Here is a 16,752-nt window from a genome sequence, read left to right on the forward strand (position 1 = left end):
CTTCATCGAAAATACAAATTAATTTAAAATTTTATAATTCTTAATTGTTAATTATCAATAGTCCATCTGCAATTATTATCTTTGCCAATTATTCTAAAGGTTACAATGGAAATACAACTTCATGACAAACAGTTTGTGCCATTTCTTTCTGCAAAGGAAATTGATGATGCAATTGCAAAAATGGCAAATAAAGTTGCTGCGGATATGGGTGAGGAGACTCCTGTTTTTGTAGGAGTGCTTAATGGTGCGTTTATGGTTGTTTCAGATTTTATGAAACATTATCCTAAACCGTGTGAAGTGAGTTTTGTGAAAATGGCTTCTTATGAAGGTATGGAAACAACACACGAAGTAAAGCAGCTAATCGGATTAAATCAGGATATAACCGGAAGAACGGTGGTGATTATTGAAGACATCGTGGATACGGGCAATACGGTTGTGGAATTGCAAAAAATGTTTCAGGACAGAAATGTGAAACAGCTCAAATTTGCAACCTTATTCTTAAAGCCGGAGGCTTATGATAAGGATATCACGATTGATTATATAGGTCTGGAAATTCCAAACAAGTTTATTGTTGGTTTCGGACTGGATTATGACGGATTGGGCAGAAACATTCCGGAAGTTTATCAGTTAAAATAAAAAGAAGTTAACCATAACTATATACCATTAAACAACAATTTAAAAAACAACAATGATTAATATCGTATTATTTGGAAAGCCAGGTGCCGGAAAAGGAACGCAAGCTGAATTTTTAAAAGATAAATACAACTTAAAACACATTTCTACAGGTGATGTATTTCGTTACAACATTAAAAACGAAACACTATTAGGAAAAGAAGCACAGACTTATATTGATAAAGGAGATTTGGTTCCGGACAGTCTGACCATAAAAATGCTACAGGATGAAGTTGAAAAAAACATGGAATCCCGTGGATTTTTATTTGACGGTTTTCCAAGGACTTTAGCGCAGGCAGAAGCACTGGATGCTTTTTTGAAAACAAAAAACTGGGAAATCACCGGAACGATAGCATTAGAGGCCGACGATGAAATTCTGGTACAACGACTGCTGGAAAGAGGAAAAACTTCCGGAAGACCAGACGATCAGGATGAAGAAAAAATCAGAAACCGTTACCAGGAATACAACGAAAAAACAGCGCCGCTGATTGCGTATTACCAGGGACAAAATAAATTTCATGCGGTTAACGGAATCGGGAGTATCGCGGAAATTACCGAAAGATTAAGCAGTGTAATCGAGCAATTATAAGCATTGCCCTTTACGATATTCATACAATAATTTATATTAAAATTTAAAAGTAAGTCAGGAAAACTGATACGATAACTAACTAGTAATCACACATTGGAAATAATAATAATTTTCTTTTTAATCCTTTTGAATGGTGTCTTTTCCATGTCGGAAATTGCATTAATATCCGCTCGGAAAAATCGCCTTGAAACTGCAGCTAAAAAAGGAAATACAAGCGCGAAAACAGCTTTGGATTTAGCTAATTCGCCAAATAAATTTTTGTCAACAGTTCAGATAGGGATTACCCTGATCGGAATTCTTACCGGTATTTACAGCGGTGACAAAGTAACCGGAGATGTTAAACTCTTTTTAGACGGGTTTGAAACATTAAGACCATATTCGCCAACATTATCCGTTGGTATTGTGGTTGTTATTTTAACCTTTTTCTCATTGGTTTTAGGGGAATTACTGCCCAAACGAATCGGACTGAATTACCCGGAAGCCATTGCTAAAACGGTAGCCGTTCCGATGAAAGTGATCTCTATTGTAACAGCTCCGTTTATATGGTTGTTAACAACTTCTACCGATTTTATACTGGATGTTTTAAAGATCAAACCTACCGCCGACGGAAAAGTTACGGAAGAGGAGATCAAAGCCATTATTAAAGAAGGTACAGAAGGCGGCGAGGTTCAGGAAATTGAACAGGACATCGTGGAACGTGTTTTCCATATCGGTGACCGAAAAGTAAACTCGCTGATGACGCACCGTAAATCGGTCGTGTATCTTTCCGTTGAAGACGATGTTAACGAACAAAAGGAAAAAGTACTGGAAGAAATACATTCCGTTTATCCGGTTTGTGATGATAATTTAGATGAGGTAATTGGTATTGTATTGTTGAAAGACCTGTTTCTGAGCTTTGAAACCGGAAATTTTGACTTAAAGGCAATCATCAAGGAGCCGGTTTACCTTATTGAACATACTTCTGCGTATAAAGCGCTGGAGATTTTCAAAAAAACAAAAGTGCATTATGCTTTAATCACGGATGAATACGGCGTGGTTCAGGGGATTATAACACTTAACGATATTCTGGAAGCTCTGGTAGGGGATGCCTCCGAGTTTTATGAAGAAGAATTCCAGTTAATTGCAAGAGAAGACGGAACATGGCTGGTTGACGGCCACTATTCACTGCATGACTTTTTAACATATTTTGATATGGATGACCTGATTAATGACTATGACGTTACTACAGTAAGCGGATTGATCATGACGGAGTTGTCCTATATTCCGAAAGTAGGTGAAAAGCTGATCTGGAATAAAATGGAATTGGAAGTGATTGATATGGACGGTGTTAAAATCGATAAGGTTTTAGTACGTTCGTTAAAAGAATAAAAATAGTTTTTAGTGCCGCCTGCCGGTAACTGAAAACCAAATGGATATTAAATGACAGAAGGGAATTTTGTAGACTACGTAAAAATATATGTTTCTTCCGGTAAAGGAGGTAAAGGTTCTACGCATTTACACAGAGAAAAATTTATTGAAAAAGGTGGTCCTGACGGAGGTGACGGAGGTCGCGGCGGACACGTGTATCTGGTGGGGAATAAAGGACTATGGACTTTGTTTCACCTGAAATTTGCACGTCACATCAAAGCCGGACACGGCGGCGATGGAGGAAGTGCCAGAAGTACCGGTGCAGATGGAGAAGATAAATTTATCGAAGTACCGTTAGGAACAGTGGTAAGGGATAAAGAAACCAATGAGATTCTTTTTGAAGTTACCGAACACGGAGAGAAAAAGATCCTGGTTAAAGGAGGAAAAGGTGGTTTAGGAAACTGGCATTTCAGAAGTTCGACAAATCAGACACCACGTTATTCCCAACCGGGAATGCCGCCGGAAGAACTGGATGTTATCCTGGAATTAAAAGTATTGGCCGATGTTGGTTTGGTAGGCTTTCCGAATGCCGGAAAATCGACGTTACTATCGGTGCTGACTTCTGCTAAGCCAAAAATTGCCGATTACCCGTTTACAACCCTGAAACCGAATCTGGGCATTGTGGCCTACAGGGATTTTCAATCGTTTGTAATTGCCGATATTCCGGGAATTATTGAAGGTGCTGCCGAAGGTAAAGGTCTTGGGCATTATTTCCTGCGTCATATTGAACGTAACTCCACGTTATTGTTTCTGGTTCCGGCAGATGCTCCGGATATCAAAAAAGAATACGAAATCCTTTTGGATGAGCTGAGACGATACAATCCGGAAATGCTGGATAAAGACCGTCTGGTAGTGATCTCAAAATCGGATATGCTTGATGACGAATTGAAGGCAGAAATGAAAGCACAACTGGATAAGGAATTTAACGGCATGCCATATTTGTTTATTTCTTCGGTTGCCCAGCAGGGTCTGGTAGAACTGAAAGATAAATTATGGCAAATGCTTAATCAAGAATAAGATAGCTTGCATATTTGTAAAAAGGCGTTCCGTGGAACGCCTTTTTTTATTTTTTGTCACACAATGTTGGAATAATAATAAAATAAAAAGTTAAAGTTGTTTTGTTAGGGATTTTTTGTAATCCATATATTTTATAAAATTCTTAAAAAAAGGTATATTCGCACCACTAAAAATAACAAATTAATTATGAAAAAAATTATTTTATCCTTAATCGCTACGATACTACTTGTTCCTGCAAGTGTTAGAGCAGACGAAGGGATGTGGTTTTTAATGTTCATCGAGCGTTTGAATCACAGGGATATGCAAAAAATGGGATTGCAGTTAACTGCTGAGGAGATTTACAGTATTAATCACCACAGTTTAAAAGATGCAATCGTTCAGTTCAACGGAGGTTGTACAGCAGAAATGATTTCTAAAGATGGTTTGGTATTAACAAATCACCACTGTGGTTATGATGCTATTGCAGAATTATCGACTCCGGAAGCAAACTATTTAAAAAATGGTTTCTGGGCAGCGAACAGAAAAGCGGAATTAAAACCAAAAAGTTTATTCGTTCGTTTCTTCGTTCGTATGGATGATGTTTCTAAAAGAATTTTATCAAAAGTAAATGATAAAATGACAGAAGCAGAGCGTGAAGCGGCAATCAACAAAGAGATCGCTGTAATTGAAAAAGAAAACAACGAAGGTGGAAAATATACGGTTTCCGTTCGTCCTTTCTTCCAGGGTAATGAATACTACTATTTCGTTTACCAGGATTATAAAGACGTACGTTTAGTAGGAACACCTCCTGAAAATATCGGGAAATTCGGTGGGGATACGGACAACTGGGAGTGGCCTCGTCACACAGGAGATTTCTCTATGTTCAGAATTTATGCTGATGCAAACGGAAACCCTGCTGACTTTTCACCAAACAACGTTCCTTTACAGCCAAAACACCATTTACCGGTTAATTTAGGCGGTGTAAAAGAGAATGATTTCGCTATGATTTTAGGATATCCTGGTAGAACAAACCGTTGGATGCCGGCAGGTGGAATTGAGCAAAATGTGAAATTTGCTTATCCTGCATGGGTTGAAGGTTCTAAAATGGGTATGGACAAAATGAAAGCTCATATGGACGAAAGCGATGGAGTACGTTTAATGTATGCTTCAAAATATGCGTCATTGGCGAACTACTGGAAAAACCGTCAGGGAATGATTGACGCACTGACAAAATTCGGTACGGCAAAAACAAAAGCAGCTCAGGAAGCGAAATTCAACAAATGGGCTAACCTGAAAGAAAATAAAGGTAAATATGGTAATGTTGTTGAAACAATCAACAAATATTATACGTTAACGAACGAGAAATCACGTCATGACAACTATTTAATGACGCTTTTAAGATCAAGTTCATTCGGAACAATCTCAAGATCTCTTGGAAGACAATTGGAAAACTACGCGAAAGCTGACGAAGCGAAAAGAAAAGAAATGTATCCAGGTTTTGTAGAAATGATTGATGAGTTCTACAAAGAAGCTTACATTCCTGCAGAAAAAGATATCTTGGCCGGACAGTTAAACCTTTATGCTACAAAAGCAGGTTATACGTTAGCGCCAATGGTTGAAAAATTAGGTAAAGAGAATAACAACAACTTTACAAAATATGTAAACAATGCTTTTGACAGCAGTATTTTTGCTTCACCGGAAAAAGTAAAAGCATTTTTAAATAATCCGAATGCAGCTACTGTAACTAATGATCCGTTAGTAGTATTGTCTAACGACTTATTAAACCATTACAACGCAAAATCGGAAGTGATTTCTAAAGCACAAAACGATTTCGGAGCTTCTTTCCGTTTATTGGTTGAAGGACTTCGTGAATCTAAATTAGCACCAATCCAATATCCGGATGCTAACTCTACATTGCGTTTAACGTATGGTAAAGTTCGTGCATTACCTGCAGATAAACGAAATGATGCTAAAGTAAACAACTATACTACTATGGACGGTATGGTTAAGAAATACAAAAAAGGTGATGAGGAATTCGATTTACCGGTTCGTTTAATTGAAATGAACAAAGGAAAAGACTACGGTCGTTATGCTGATAAAGACGGTTCTATGCACGTGAACTTCTTAACAGATAACGATATCACTGGTGGTAACTCTGGTTCTCCGGTATTAAACGGAAAAGGAGAGTTAATCGGTTTAGCATTTGATGGTAACATCGAAGCTATGGCTGGTGACGTTATCTTTGACAAAAACCTGCAAAGAACAATCAATGTGGATATTCGTTATGTATTATGGGTAATTGACAAATTCTCAAATGCGAAACACATTGTTGATGAAATGACAATCGTAAAATAATCCGATAGCATTTTAAAAATATTCAAAAGCCGTTTCAACAGAAGCGGCTTTTTTTATGCAGTACCGGACAATAAATTTCAGAAGATTTGGTTTTGTTTTTAAACAAGGTCAATTTGAAAGTTTATTATTATAAATTTGAACTAAAAGTGAAGAGAATAGTTATTGGTTTCGTTTCCTTTTTCCTGCTGCTGTCCTGCTCGGAAGAACAGGTACAACCGGAGGTTTCCTTTTATTACTGGAAAACAATTTTCCAGCTGAATAACAACGAGAAAACAATTTTAGAGGCAAATAAAGTATCTAAAATTTATGTTCGTTATTTTGATGTGAGCCTGAAAGATAAGGAGGCTATTCCGCTGTCGCCGGTGGTTTTTAAAGAGAAGAAGATACGCTATGATATTGTTCCGGTGGTCTACATCAAAAATGAAGTCATGCTGGAAGAAGCGGTTAATCTGGAAAATATGGCGCGGAATATTTATACCTTTATTGCACAGATGAACGATAAGAACGGTATCCGGTGCCATGAAATACAGATTGATTGTGACTGGACGCTGAAAAGTAAAGACCGTTACCTGAAGTTTATAGAAGATTTCAAAAAGATCAGTGCCAAGAAACTCTCGGCAACCATTCGTTTGCATCAGGTAAAATACTATCAGAAAACCGGTATTCCAAACGTAGATAAAGGCGTGCTGATGTTTTACAATATGGGTAGTATTGCGCCGGATAACCTGAATTCTATTTACGACCGGAATATTGCCCAGAGCTATATCAAGAGCCTTCACAAGTTCCCGTTGCAGCTGGATATTGCGCTGCCGATTTATTCCTGGGGAATTCACATCCGGAATCACAAGGTGATAAAAGTAGTGGGCAAGCTCGATCATGCGGAACTGGAAAAAGATACCCATTTTAAAAAGACAGACGGGATGCACTTTACCGTTGTGGAAAGTGTTATCAGAGGCGGGAATTACTATGAAAAAGGCGATGTCGTTAAAATAGAATGCATTACAAAAGACGATTTAAAAACAATGGCTGAGGATCTGAAGGAACATCTGGCCGGGCAGCCGGAAGACATAATTTTTTACGACCTGGATTCTTTTAATTTAAAAGCATATAATGATGATGAGCAATTCTTTAAAAAAGTGGCTGGTTGGTTTTAGCCTGTTAACAGGGGTTACCTATACTGTGATTTATGCCTGTGCGGATGGGTTTTGGGGCTATCAGTACCAATCGAGCTTTACACCCGAAACCTATGTGGATAAGTCGTATACGCCTTTGTTCTTTTCGGATGAAATGTTTTATAATATCGGGCATGATACCGAATATACCTCTCGTTTTAACAATGATATTGTACAGGAATGGGATGGCTATCTGGATGGCAAAATAAAAAAAGAAGACCTGGCTTACCTTATTCTGAAAGACAGTGCGAAGGCTGAATTGAATAACCTGTATGAGGCTGCTTTTGCTAAAAAAAGCCTGAAGTATGCCGATAGAAAGATAGCGCTCAAGGACAAAAAAGTAAAAAACTTTTTGGAGTTTATGTATTATGCCAAAATGATCGAGGAACATGCAACGGTGGCCTATAATTATTGGGATTACGAAAACCGGCAGGTATCTTATGTGGCTCCGGAAGTAATCAGGGAAGTGGAAAATAAATTCACAAAAGCTACTGACGCCTTTCTGAAAAACAGGTATTGGTTTCAGGTGATGAAAGCATATTTCTACAGCGATTCCAAACAGCAGGCTTTTGTTTTTTTTGAAAAAACAAAAGCACAGGTTCCGCAAAATGTATTGTACTACCGCGCGCTTTCCTATATCGCCGGTGTGTACTATAAAGACAAAGACTATGTAAAAGCCAATTACCTGTACAGTGTGGTATTTGACAAATGCCCGCAGCTGCGTGTTGTAACGGCATATAATTTTCATCCGCAGGAACAATCCGACTTTGATGCCGCATTGCAACTGGCCAAAAGCAATGATGAAAAAGCCGCTTTATGGGCATTGCTGGGCTATTATGCTGATGAACGAAAAGCAATCGATGCGATTTACCAGCTAAACCCGAAGAGTGAACACCTCGAGTACCTGCTAACCCGTTTGGTCAACAAAGAAGAAACGGAATTAAACGGAGAGGAATTCAAATCGGTAAAAGAATACAAGAAAGTTGTCAAAGAAAAGCTGAACAAAGAATCCCTGGCATTGCTCAATAAGATAGCCGGTGAGGAGCAAACACTAAAACCGTATCTGTGGAACATTGCAGCGGGGTATCTCAATATCTTTAACGGTGATTATGCGCTGGCCGAAAAACAATTTGCGAAAGCGGAAAGCAAAGCGCCCAAAACAGAACTGTCGGCAAAACAGTTACGTCTTTTAAAACTGATCAATACGCTCAGCAGGCAGAATGCCATGAATGCCGATGCTGAAAGTAAACTGCTGACGGATTTAAACTGGCTGTATCACGAGTGTCCGAATAGTGACTATAACGAACCGTTCCGGTACACTAAAGCCTTGGATTGGAGTAAAAAATATATTGCCGCGCTTTACAAGACACAAAAGAACGGTGTAATGGCGGAATTATTCGACCGGGACAACAAATACTATTTAACGGGAGCCAATCAGGAAGCAATGAAAACCTTTTTGATGCGCAACCAAAAAAGTGCCTGGGAACAGTTAGCGGTAAGCGTTTACAGTGTTACACTCTCGGATATTTACGAATACCAGGCTGTGATGAGTGCCTACGCCAATAAAATAGAGCAGGCGATTGCCTTTATGGAGAAATCGGAAAAAGGAAAAGAAGTCATCTTGGAAGGGAACCCGTTTAACGGAAAGATCAGGGATTGTAATGATTGTGACCATCAGGCATATCAAAAAGTAAAATATACCAAGCTTTCATTTCTGCAAAAACTAAAAGAAATGCAGGACAAAGTAACCAAAGGAGAAGAGGTCTACAGCAACAGCCTGCTGCTGGCAAATGCCTTTTACAATATGACCTATTACGGCAATGCACGTTCCTTTTATTATAGCAATATAATGGATCAGGGAGGAAATTATATTGATGAAGATTATAAACCCTACCTGTTAAACCCGGCTTTGGCCAATTCCTATTATAAAAAGGCTTTTGAAGCGGCAGCCAATCCGGAACAAAAAGCAAAATGCGTATACATGATGGCCAAGTGTGAACGCAATGCGTTTTATACCGATAACTACCATACCAATCGCTATGATTACCGCCAGCCGGAAGTGCACTTCCTGGCCTGGAACGGTTTTAAAAAGTTAAAGGCAGAATATTCGAACACGCAATATTATAAAGAGGTCATAAACGAATGCGGTTACTTCCAGAAATATCTTGGCATGAATTAACACAAAAGGAGGCAAACCGCCTCCTTTTTTATTTTGTGACCTCCATGTCTAAACCGTAATCAAAAGGAAGCATATCGCCCGCTTTTTTCCAGCCCATATATCCGAAAATAATAATGGCTTCCGGATCGGCTATCTGTCCGTTGTGGTAAATTTCAAGAGCGCCTTCAGCCAACTTCAGCTGTGAGGTTTGAAAAGTTGGATTCCGGCTACGGGCGCCAATGTAGTTGTCCTCTTCTTTTTCCCGGGTGTAGGTTATATTCAGGTAATCGTCAAAAGCAATAGACTTCCTGTTGGATTCCTCTGTGATAAACGATTCCCTTCTGCTGGAATTCGGTTCGACCACCGTTATAAAAGGCTCTTTGACTGCCCGCAGGTATTTTAGATCCCTGGTTTCGCGGTACTGCTTCATATAATAAGGAATACTGTCGGCACCGGGATATTTAGGATTGCTTTTCAGGAACATCTTACGAACCGTAAAACCTTCACTGTTTAAGGTGTTGTAATAACAGGCTCTTACAAAATGCATAAAAGAACCTCTGTAAGCATCAAGTCTGTTGCGTTCAACAACTTTCGGATTCAATTTTTTCTCATTTACTATGTCTGTAAAATAAGGATAGCCGAAATGAATTACTGCGGTGCTTGTTGTGCCGTAAACACCGGGTACATGCCCGCGCGGACATTCAAAGCGGACAAGTTCATAACGAATCTGGTAGCCCAGTTTTTCATTATAGATCTGTAATGGTGCGTCTGCATTGGCAACAATTTTCAAAGAATCATCACTGATGCTGAAATACAGCACTTCGGGATTCAGAATTTTTGCCTGTCTCGCTATTTTGCTGTTGCCCAGAAATTCGGTCTGGAACATGTCATAATATTGCTGCCAGTTTTTACGGTTCATTTTCTTTCGCTTCCGGACAATGACCTCATTTAATTCGCTGACCTCGGTTTTTAAATAAATAACGTTCAGGCTTTCGTCTTTTGTCAGCAAAGCCACTGGAGCCATAACACTTTCATAGCCCATAAAGCTGACGATAATCGCATCGTTGTCTTTGAGCCATATTGTAAATAAGCCGTTTTGGTCACTGCTCACCCCATTTGTAGTTTGCGGAACATAAACAGAAGCACCGCTAACAGGCAATTTAGTAACCACATCTTTTACAATTCCGGTTATTTTGGTTTGAGCCTGTAAGCCCGTGATGCTGAAAAAAAGGTAAATTACAAGATAAATAGATTTCATGGCGTTGAATTTTGTTAACAATATACTGAAAATTTACCGCTTTTAAAGATTCTGGAAATGATAGTGATAATTTGTTCCGTTTCTTTATTTTTGAGTTATGAAGCAATTGGGTTATATTTTCTTTTTACTGCCGTTAGCGGTTTGGTCACAGGGGAATTTTGAAAAGGGAGAACAGCTTTTTAAACAGGAGCAATATGCTATGGCAGCACCCTATTTTGAAAGCTTTTTAAATGAAAACCCGAATAACCCCCAAACCATGGAGTATTTAGGAGATATTGCGGCACATCAAAAAAAATGGGACAAAGCCATTGCCAATTATAAGAAATTAAAAACACAGTTTCCTAAAAACGCAGGCTACCAATACAAATATGGCGGTGCTTTGGGAATGAAAGCAAAAGAAAGCAGTAAGTTCAAAGCTTTGGGAATGATTGGCGAAATTGAAGATTCTTTTAAGGCGGCGGCAAAACTGGATGCCAGACATATAGAATCCCGGTGGGCATTGGTAATATTGTACCTGGAATTACCCGGAATAGTAGGCGGTAGTGAAAAGAAGGCACAATATTATGCCGGCGAATTAATGGCCATTTCACCGGTGGACGGAAACCTTTCCAAAGGACATATTGCCGAATATTTCAAACGTTATACCGAAGCGGAAAAATACTATCTGAAAGCAATAGCCATAGGACAGTCCAAAACAACCTACCAGCGATTGGCAGACTTGTATAAAAATAAAATGAATTTGCCGGAAAAAGCAAAACAAACCTTAGATTTGTATCAAAAGAAAAGAACATAAAAATGCGTACACATTTTATCGCAATAGGAGGCAGTGCCATGCACAATCTGGCATTAGCGCTACACAATAAAGGATACCACGTTACCGGAAGTGATGATGCTATTTTTGAACCTTCCAGAACCAGGTTAGAAAATAAAGGATTACTACCGGAAGAAATGGGCTGGTTCCCTGAAAAAATAACGGCCGATATTGAAGCGGTTATTTTGGGTATGCACGCCAAAGCGGACAATCCGGAATTATTAAAAGCACAGGAATTGGGATTGAAGATCTATTCATATCCTGAATTTTTATACGAACAGTCCAAAAATAAAACCCGGGTGGTTATTGGCGGTTCCCATGGAAAAACAACCATAACCTCGATGATACTGCATGTTATGCATTACCACAATATTGAAGTGGATTATATGGTGGGCGCACAATTGGAAGGTTTTGATACAATGGTTCATCTAACGGAAGAAAACGATTTTATTGTTCTGGAAGGAGATGAATACCTGTCGTCACCAATGGACAGAAGACCGAAATTCCACCTGTATCAGCCCAATATAGCTTTGATCAGCGGAATAGCCTGGGATCATATTAACGTGTTTCCAACCTATGAAAACTATGTGGAGCAGTTTGAGATTTTTATTGAAAAAATAACAAACGGCGGTATCCTGGTCTATAATGAAAATGATGCTGAGGTAAAAAGAGTAGCGGAAGCGGCAACAAATCCGATCCGCAAAATTCCATACCACACTCCGGAATATACAGTTGATAATGGCGTTACTTTATTAGCAACACCGGAAGGCCCTATGCCGATTGAGGTTTTTGGCGCACACAACCTGAATAACCTTGCCGGAGCCAAATGGATCTGCCAGAATATGGGTGTTGATGAAGCCGATTTCTATGAAGCCATTGCCAGTTTTAAAGGAGCCTCCAAACGTTTGGAAAAAATAGCCGAGAGCAAGAGCAAAGTAGCCTATAAGGATTTTGCACACTCTCCAAGTAAGGTGGCGGCTACAACCAAAGCCGTAAAAGAACAATACCCGAACCGAAAACTGATTGCCTGCCTGGAACTGCACACCTACAGCAGCCTGAATGCGGAGTTTCTGAAAGAATACCAGGGCGCTCTGGAGTATGCCGATGAAGCTGTTGTTTTTTATTCGCCTGATGCTGTTAAAATCAAACAGCTGGAAGAAGTTACCTACGAACAGATTGCAAAAGCATTTGAACGGGAAGACCTGATTATCTATACCAATCCGGAAGACTTTAAAAAATACCTCTTCCATCTGGATCTGGAAAATACAGCTTTATTGTTAATGAGTTCCGGAAATTATGGCGGACTTAATTTTGACGATGTAAAAGAGCTGGTAAAATAGCTTACAATAACAATAAAGGTTAGCATTGGCTAACCTTTTATTTTTTATACCGGTAATGACCGGTTATCGCATACTGAAACAAAAAATCTTCCAGTACCTGACCGGCACCCACATTGTGGACAATCATGTTGCGTTTGCCATCTCTTGATTTCCGGTTTACCACTATCCCGATATGCGGAAGCGCACCCGGAAGCATCCACGTTACGATATCTCCGGTTTTATAATCGGAAGCCACTGCCGTTACCGGAATTGCTTCGCCATGGCGGGAAAAGAAAACCTCCAGATTAGGAACCCGGCGATGGTCGATGTTGGTATCCGGTTTTTTTAGTCCCCACCGGGTCGGGTATTTCGAAAAATGCTTTTTCATGTCAAGATGAACCTCCTGCTGTAAGTCTATGCCGAGTTTCCGGTAGGCTCTTATAACCACATCCGTACAGACACCTTTGTCTTTAGCCACATCGCCGTTTGGATAGGCTATTTTGGTATAGCCGGAATCGTAAGTTACCTTGTCTTTTGTTAAGGTCAGGGCTGCTTCTGACAATCTGGAATAAAAATTATCCGGAATCCAGGATGTTGAAAACGAACAGCTTAGCAGTAATAAGATTTGAAAAACTTTCATTATATTTAAGGTTTGCTAATAGGTATAACGGAGATCGGATAACTTTGTTATACATTTTATAATCAAATATATACGCCAAAATGAAAGTTATAAGCTACATCCCGATCAAAGGCTGGGCAACCGATGATAAACCCAGAGAAAAACTGATCCACAAAGGAGAATCGGTTTTGAGTGATACCGAACTGCTGACCATTTTAATACGTTCCGGAAGCAGGGAAGTGAGTGCTTTGGAAGTTGCCAAAAAAATCTTGTCAAGCCTGGACAACAATCTGAATAATTTAGGGAAACTTTCGGTGAAAAAGCTGATGTCTTTTAAAGGAATCGGCGAAGCCAAAGCGGTAACCATTGTCGCCGCTCTGGAACTCGGCCGCCGCAGGAGAGAAGAGGAATTTGTGCGCTGTGATAAAATTACTTCCAGTAAAGCTGTTTTTGAAATCATGAAGCCGTTAATCGGAGAATTGCAGCATGAAGAATTCTGGGTTATTTTTCTGAACAATTCCAATAAAGTAATCAGCAAATCCCAGATCAGCAAAGGCGGCATGGAAGGAACCATTGTTGATGCCCGCCTGATTTTTAAAACAGCTTTGGAAAACAATGCCACCGGAATTATTTTATGCCATAACCATCCTTCCGGCGTTTTAAAAGCCAGTGAGCCGGATAAAAAAATCACCTTAAAACTAAAAGAAGCCGGAAAGAGCCTGGATATTAAAGTGCTGGATCACGTGATCATTGCCGAACGGAATTATTATAGTTTTTTAGATGACGGGCTGTTATAGCAGTATGCTCAGGAATAAGTTATAAAAATCACAATAAAAATAAGAAGATATTTTTTTTTGTTATTTTTGAAAAAGATAGTGGAAAGCTCTTTTAAAGAGCTTTTTTTATGGCATGGCGTTTCGCCGGAATGTTTATTTATAACTGCTTATGATTAATACAAAAGATATCACTTTTTCGTACGGGAAAGAAACTGCGTTTGCTTTTCCCGATATTCAATGCCGGGATGGGGAAGCTATCCTGATTACAGGCGGCTCCGGAAAAGGAAAAACAACATTGCTGCATTTACTGGGAGGATTGTTACGGCCGCAAAGCGGAGCGATTCAGGTGAACAATACCGATATTGGTGCGCTTTCTGAAAAAAAGCTGGACCATTTCAGAGGGGAAAATATCGGACTGGTTTTACAGCAATCCCATTTTATTGAATCTTTTTCGGTTCTGGAAAATGTAGCCCTGGCTTCCTGGCTGGCAACCGGAAAACAGCGTATCGAAAAAGCAAAATCATTATTGAAACACCTGGATCTTGAAAAACAAATGCATAAACTGCCGTCACAGTTAAGTATCGGGCAGCAGCAGCGTGTTTCTATTGCAAGAGCACTTATCAATGAGCCCAAAGTTTTATTAGCCGATGAGCCGACTTCGAGCCTGGATGATGAAAATGCCTTTAAGGTAGCCGATCTTTTGGATAACTTATCAAAAGAATTCCAATCGGCATTAGTGATCGTAACCCACGATTCCCGATTAAAACAACGTTTCACCAATCAAATTTCCTTATCATGATTACGAAATTAGCCTGGCGAAATACATGGTTTAAGCCGCTAAACACCACTTTAAGTATTATTTTGCTCACGGCGAGTGTGGCGATTATTACCGTTTTGATCTTATTGCAAAAACAGTTTGAAGACCAGTTTTCCAGTAATGCAGACGGGGTCGATTTAGTACTGGGAGCACAGGGAAGCCCGTTGCAGTTAATACTGTCTTCGGTGTATCAGGTGGATGCGCCAACCGGAAACATCGACTATCCTGAAGCTAAAAAATGGATGGAAAACCCGTTTGTAAAAACCGCTATTCCATTAGCCTTTGGCGACAATTACCACGGATTTAAAATTGTAGGAACCACACCGGATTACCTGGCAAAATATGACGCAAAGATTGTTTCCGGAAAAATATTCGAAAACAATTTTGAAGTCGTTATCGGAAGTGAAATTGCTAAAAAGCTAAACCTGAAAGCTGGCGATACATTTTTCGGTTCTCATGGTGATGCCGAAGAAGGCGAAGTGCATGAGGAACACGCCTATAAAATTGTAGGTGTGGCATCAAAAACAGGGAAAGTGATCGATAACCTTATTCTGTCCAATATACAGAGTGTCTGGGCAATGCATGACAGCCACGAGCATGCTGAAGAAGCAGAGCATGATCACGGGCACGAAGAAGGACATGTACATGAAGAAGGAGAAGCACATCATCACGATCACGATCATGATCATGACCACGAAATGCCGCAAATCAGCGAAGAAGGGAAAGAGATTACCGCAGTATTGTTAAAGTTCCGGAACAAAATGGGAATTGTAACCTGGCCGAGAATGATTCCGCAAAACACAAAAATGCAGGCGGCCTCGCCGGCTATTGAAATAAACCGTTTGTTCACCTTGTTTGGTATTGGATTGCAGGCATTGCAATACCTGGCTTACGGGATCATGCTGATTTCCGGGATCAGTATTTTTATAGCGCTGTACAACACGCTGAAAGAAAGAAAATACGAATTTGCCTTATTGCGGGTCAATGGTGCAACGCGTTTTCAGCTGCTTTACCTTGTGGTTATTGAGAGTTTGATTTTATGTGTGCTCGGATTCCTTTTTGGAACAATTGTTGGAAGAATAGCCCTGACCTTTATCTCGGGATCATCGGAAGAAGAGTTTAAAATGTCCTTTAACCCTTTTGAGTTTGTTTGGGAAAAGGAAGGATTTTTATTTTTAGTAACTATATTTGTCGGGATTTTAGCGGCTGTTATTCCGGCGGTTAAAGCCTACCGACTTAATATTTCAAAAACATTAGCAAATGCGTAAAAAACATATTTTAGCAGTGGCTCTGATGGCAGTATTGCTGACATTGGAATACGTTTATCAGACAGATAAAAACGAACAGCCTGAAGCGCCGGTAAACCGGGTAGCGAAAGCCGGTTTTTTAGACTTTGACCATAATAGTCCACTATTGGCTGCGAATCCGGATACGCTTAGCTGGAAGCTGTTAGGCGATATAAAATATGTCAAAAAACAGGATAAAACCTATGGGGAAGTAATGTTTCCGCAGGTGAATACCAAACTGAAACTGACAAACAAAAGACGAATTGTGATGAGCGGTTTTATTATCCCGATCGATAATAAATCGTATGCCTTGAGCAAAAACGTATTCGCGTCTTGTTTTTTCTGTGGAAAATCAGGACCGGAAACCATCATGGGGATAAAATTTAAAGGAAGTACACCAAAATTAAAAACAGATCAGTACGTTACTATAGAAGGTAATTTCAGATACAATGATACAGATGTAGAGGATTGGGTTTACCATGTTGAAGATGCTGTTATCGTGAAAGGTGCTAAATAG

At 39.6% G+C, this 16,752-nt stretch carries 15 protein-coding genes; 13 read left to right on the forward strand and 2 right to left on the reverse strand.

Features of this window, described 5'->3' with window-relative positions; genetic code table 11:
* The first annotated feature begins 105 nt into the window (after positions 1–105).
* From hpt to HW120_RS06695, 7 genes are all read left to right on the forward strand, one after another.
* Positions 106–636 carry a hypoxanthine phosphoribosyltransferase gene (hpt, locus tag HW120_RS06665; protein ID WP_177732369.1) on the forward strand — a complete coding sequence of 177 codons (531 nt, stop codon included), beginning with the start codon at positions 106–108 and terminating at the stop codon, positions 634–636.
* Positions 637–688: 52 nt separating this feature from the next.
* On the forward strand, positions 689–1,261 hold the full coding sequence (locus HW120_RS06670) for an adenylate kinase (RefSeq protein WP_177732372.1): 573 nt from the start codon (positions 689–691) through the stop codon (positions 1,259–1,261).
* 144 nt (positions 1,262–1,405) lie between these two features.
* Positions 1,406–2,629, forward strand: coding sequence for a hemolysin family protein (locus tag HW120_RS06675; protein ID WP_246297046.1), 1,224 nt, complete (start codon positions 1,406–1,408; stop codon positions 2,627–2,629).
* Between the two features lie 51 nt (positions 2,630–2,680).
* On the forward strand, positions 2,681–3,685 hold the full coding sequence (gene obgE / locus HW120_RS06680; RefSeq protein ID WP_177732378.1) for a GTPase ObgE: 1,005 nt from the start codon (positions 2,681–2,683) through the stop codon (positions 3,683–3,685).
* A 186-nt stretch (positions 3,686–3,871) separates the two neighbouring features.
* On the forward strand, positions 3,872–6,019 hold the full coding sequence (locus tag HW120_RS06685) for a S46 family peptidase (RefSeq protein WP_177732381.1): 2,148 nt from the start codon (positions 3,872–3,874) through the stop codon (positions 6,017–6,019).
* A gap of 146 nt (positions 6,020–6,165) precedes the next feature.
* Positions 6,166–7,173, forward strand: coding sequence for a hypothetical protein (locus tag HW120_RS06690; RefSeq protein WP_246297047.1), 1,008 nt, complete (start codon positions 6,166–6,168; stop codon positions 7,171–7,173).
* Positions 7,130–9,370, forward strand: coding sequence for a hypothetical protein (locus tag HW120_RS06695; protein WP_246297048.1), 2,241 nt, complete (start codon positions 7,130–7,132; stop codon positions 9,368–9,370). The genes HW120_RS06690 and HW120_RS06695 overlap by 44 nt, the downstream gene beginning before the upstream one ends.
* A gap of 28 nt (positions 9,371–9,398) precedes the next feature.
* On the opposite strand, the gene HW120_RS06700 is transcribed toward HW120_RS06695, so the two are convergent.
* Positions 9,399–10,607 (reverse strand): carboxypeptidase-like regulatory domain-containing protein, encoded by a 1,209-nt coding sequence (locus tag HW120_RS06700; RefSeq protein WP_177732384.1) that lies wholly within the window; start codon positions 10,605–10,607, stop codon positions 9,399–9,401.
* Positions 10,608–10,704: 97 nt separating this feature from the next.
* On the opposite strand from HW120_RS06700, the gene HW120_RS06705 reads away from it, so the two are divergent.
* Positions 10,705–11,400: a tetratricopeptide repeat protein gene (locus HW120_RS06705; protein ID WP_177732386.1), complete on the forward strand. Its 696-nt coding sequence runs from the start codon at positions 10,705–10,707 to the stop codon at positions 11,398–11,400.
* Positions 11,401–11,402: 2 nt separating this feature from the next.
* The gene (locus HW120_RS06710) at positions 11,403–12,758 is read left to right on the forward strand and encodes a UDP-N-acetylmuramate--L-alanine ligase (RefSeq protein ID WP_177732390.1); all 1,356 of its coding nucleotides are present in this window, start codon (positions 11,403–11,405) and stop codon (positions 12,756–12,758) included.
* Positions 12,759–12,795: 37 nt separating this feature from the next.
* Here HW120_RS06710 and HW120_RS06715 read toward each other — a convergent pair whose 3' ends face one another.
* Positions 12,796–13,377, reverse strand: coding sequence for a DUF1287 domain-containing protein (locus tag HW120_RS06715; protein ID WP_177732393.1), 582 nt, complete (start codon positions 13,375–13,377; stop codon positions 12,796–12,798).
* Positions 13,378–13,457: 80 nt separating this feature from the next.
* Between HW120_RS06715 and radC the strand changes: the two genes are divergently transcribed.
* The 4 genes from radC (at position 13,458) to HW120_RS06735 (ending at position 16,752) form a co-directional block, all read left to right on the forward strand.
* The gene (gene radC / locus HW120_RS06720) at positions 13,458–14,153 is read left to right on the forward strand and encodes a RadC family protein (protein ID WP_177732396.1); all 696 of its coding nucleotides are present in this window, start codon (positions 13,458–13,460) and stop codon (positions 14,151–14,153) included.
* 148 nt (positions 14,154–14,301) lie between these two features.
* Positions 14,302–14,931, forward strand: a complete 630-nt coding sequence (locus HW120_RS06725) for an ABC transporter ATP-binding protein (protein ID WP_177732399.1) — start codon at positions 14,302–14,304, stop codon at positions 14,929–14,931.
* Positions 14,928–16,217, forward strand: coding sequence for an ABC transporter permease (locus HW120_RS06730; RefSeq protein WP_177732402.1), 1,290 nt, complete (start codon positions 14,928–14,930; stop codon positions 16,215–16,217). The genes HW120_RS06725 and HW120_RS06730 overlap by 4 nt, the downstream gene beginning before the upstream one ends.
* Positions 16,210–16,752: a hypothetical protein gene (locus tag HW120_RS06735; protein WP_246297049.1), complete on the forward strand. Its 543-nt coding sequence runs from the start codon at positions 16,210–16,212 to the stop codon at positions 16,750–16,752. The genes HW120_RS06730 and HW120_RS06735 overlap by 8 nt, the downstream gene beginning before the upstream one ends.

The organism is Flavobacterium inviolabile (assembly GCF_013389455.1).
Lineage (GTDB): Bacteria > Bacteroidota > Bacteroidia > Flavobacteriales > Flavobacteriaceae > Flavobacterium > Flavobacterium inviolabile.

What these genes read in the sequence shown, in the direction of transcription:
- hpt (WP_177732369.1), top strand. Translation starts at nt 106, where the DNA reads ATGGAAATACAACTTCATGACAAACAGTTTGTGCCATTTCTTTCTGCA.
- HW120_RS06670 (WP_177732372.1), top strand. Translation starts at nt 689, where the DNA reads ATGATTAATATCGTATTATTTGGAAAGCCAGGTGCCGGAAAAGGAACG.
- HW120_RS06675 (WP_246297046.1), top strand. Translation starts at nt 1,406, where the DNA reads ATGTCGGAAATTGCATTAATATCCGCTCGGAAAAATCGCCTTGAAACT.
- obgE (WP_177732378.1), top strand. Translation starts at nt 2,681, where the DNA reads ATGACAGAAGGGAATTTTGTAGACTACGTAAAAATATATGTTTCTTCC.
- HW120_RS06685 (WP_177732381.1), top strand. Translation starts at nt 3,872, where the DNA reads ATGAAAAAAATTATTTTATCCTTAATCGCTACGATACTACTTGTTCCT.
- HW120_RS06695 (WP_246297048.1), top strand. Translation starts at nt 7,130, where the DNA reads ATGATGATGAGCAATTCTTTAAAAAAGTGGCTGGTTGGTTTTAGCCTG.
- HW120_RS06700 (WP_177732384.1), bottom strand. Translation starts at nt 10,607, where the DNA reads ATGAAATCTATTTATCTTGTAATTTACCTTTTTTTCAGCATCACGGGC.
- HW120_RS06705 (WP_177732386.1), top strand. Translation starts at nt 10,705, where the DNA reads ATGAAGCAATTGGGTTATATTTTCTTTTTACTGCCGTTAGCGGTTTGG.
- HW120_RS06710 (WP_177732390.1), top strand. Translation starts at nt 11,403, where the DNA reads ATGCGTACACATTTTATCGCAATAGGAGGCAGTGCCATGCACAATCTG.
- HW120_RS06715 (WP_177732393.1), bottom strand. Translation starts at nt 13,377, where the DNA reads ATGAAAGTTTTTCAAATCTTATTACTGCTAAGCTGTTCGTTTTCAACA.
- radC (WP_177732396.1), top strand. Translation starts at nt 13,458, where the DNA reads ATGAAAGTTATAAGCTACATCCCGATCAAAGGCTGGGCAACCGATGAT.
- HW120_RS06725 (WP_177732399.1), top strand. Translation starts at nt 14,302, where the DNA reads ATGATTAATACAAAAGATATCACTTTTTCGTACGGGAAAGAAACTGCG.
- HW120_RS06730 (WP_177732402.1), top strand. Translation starts at nt 14,928, where the DNA reads ATGATTACGAAATTAGCCTGGCGAAATACATGGTTTAAGCCGCTAAAC.
- HW120_RS06735 (WP_246297049.1), top strand. Translation starts at nt 16,210, where the DNA reads ATGCGTAAAAAACATATTTTAGCAGTGGCTCTGATGGCAGTATTGCTG.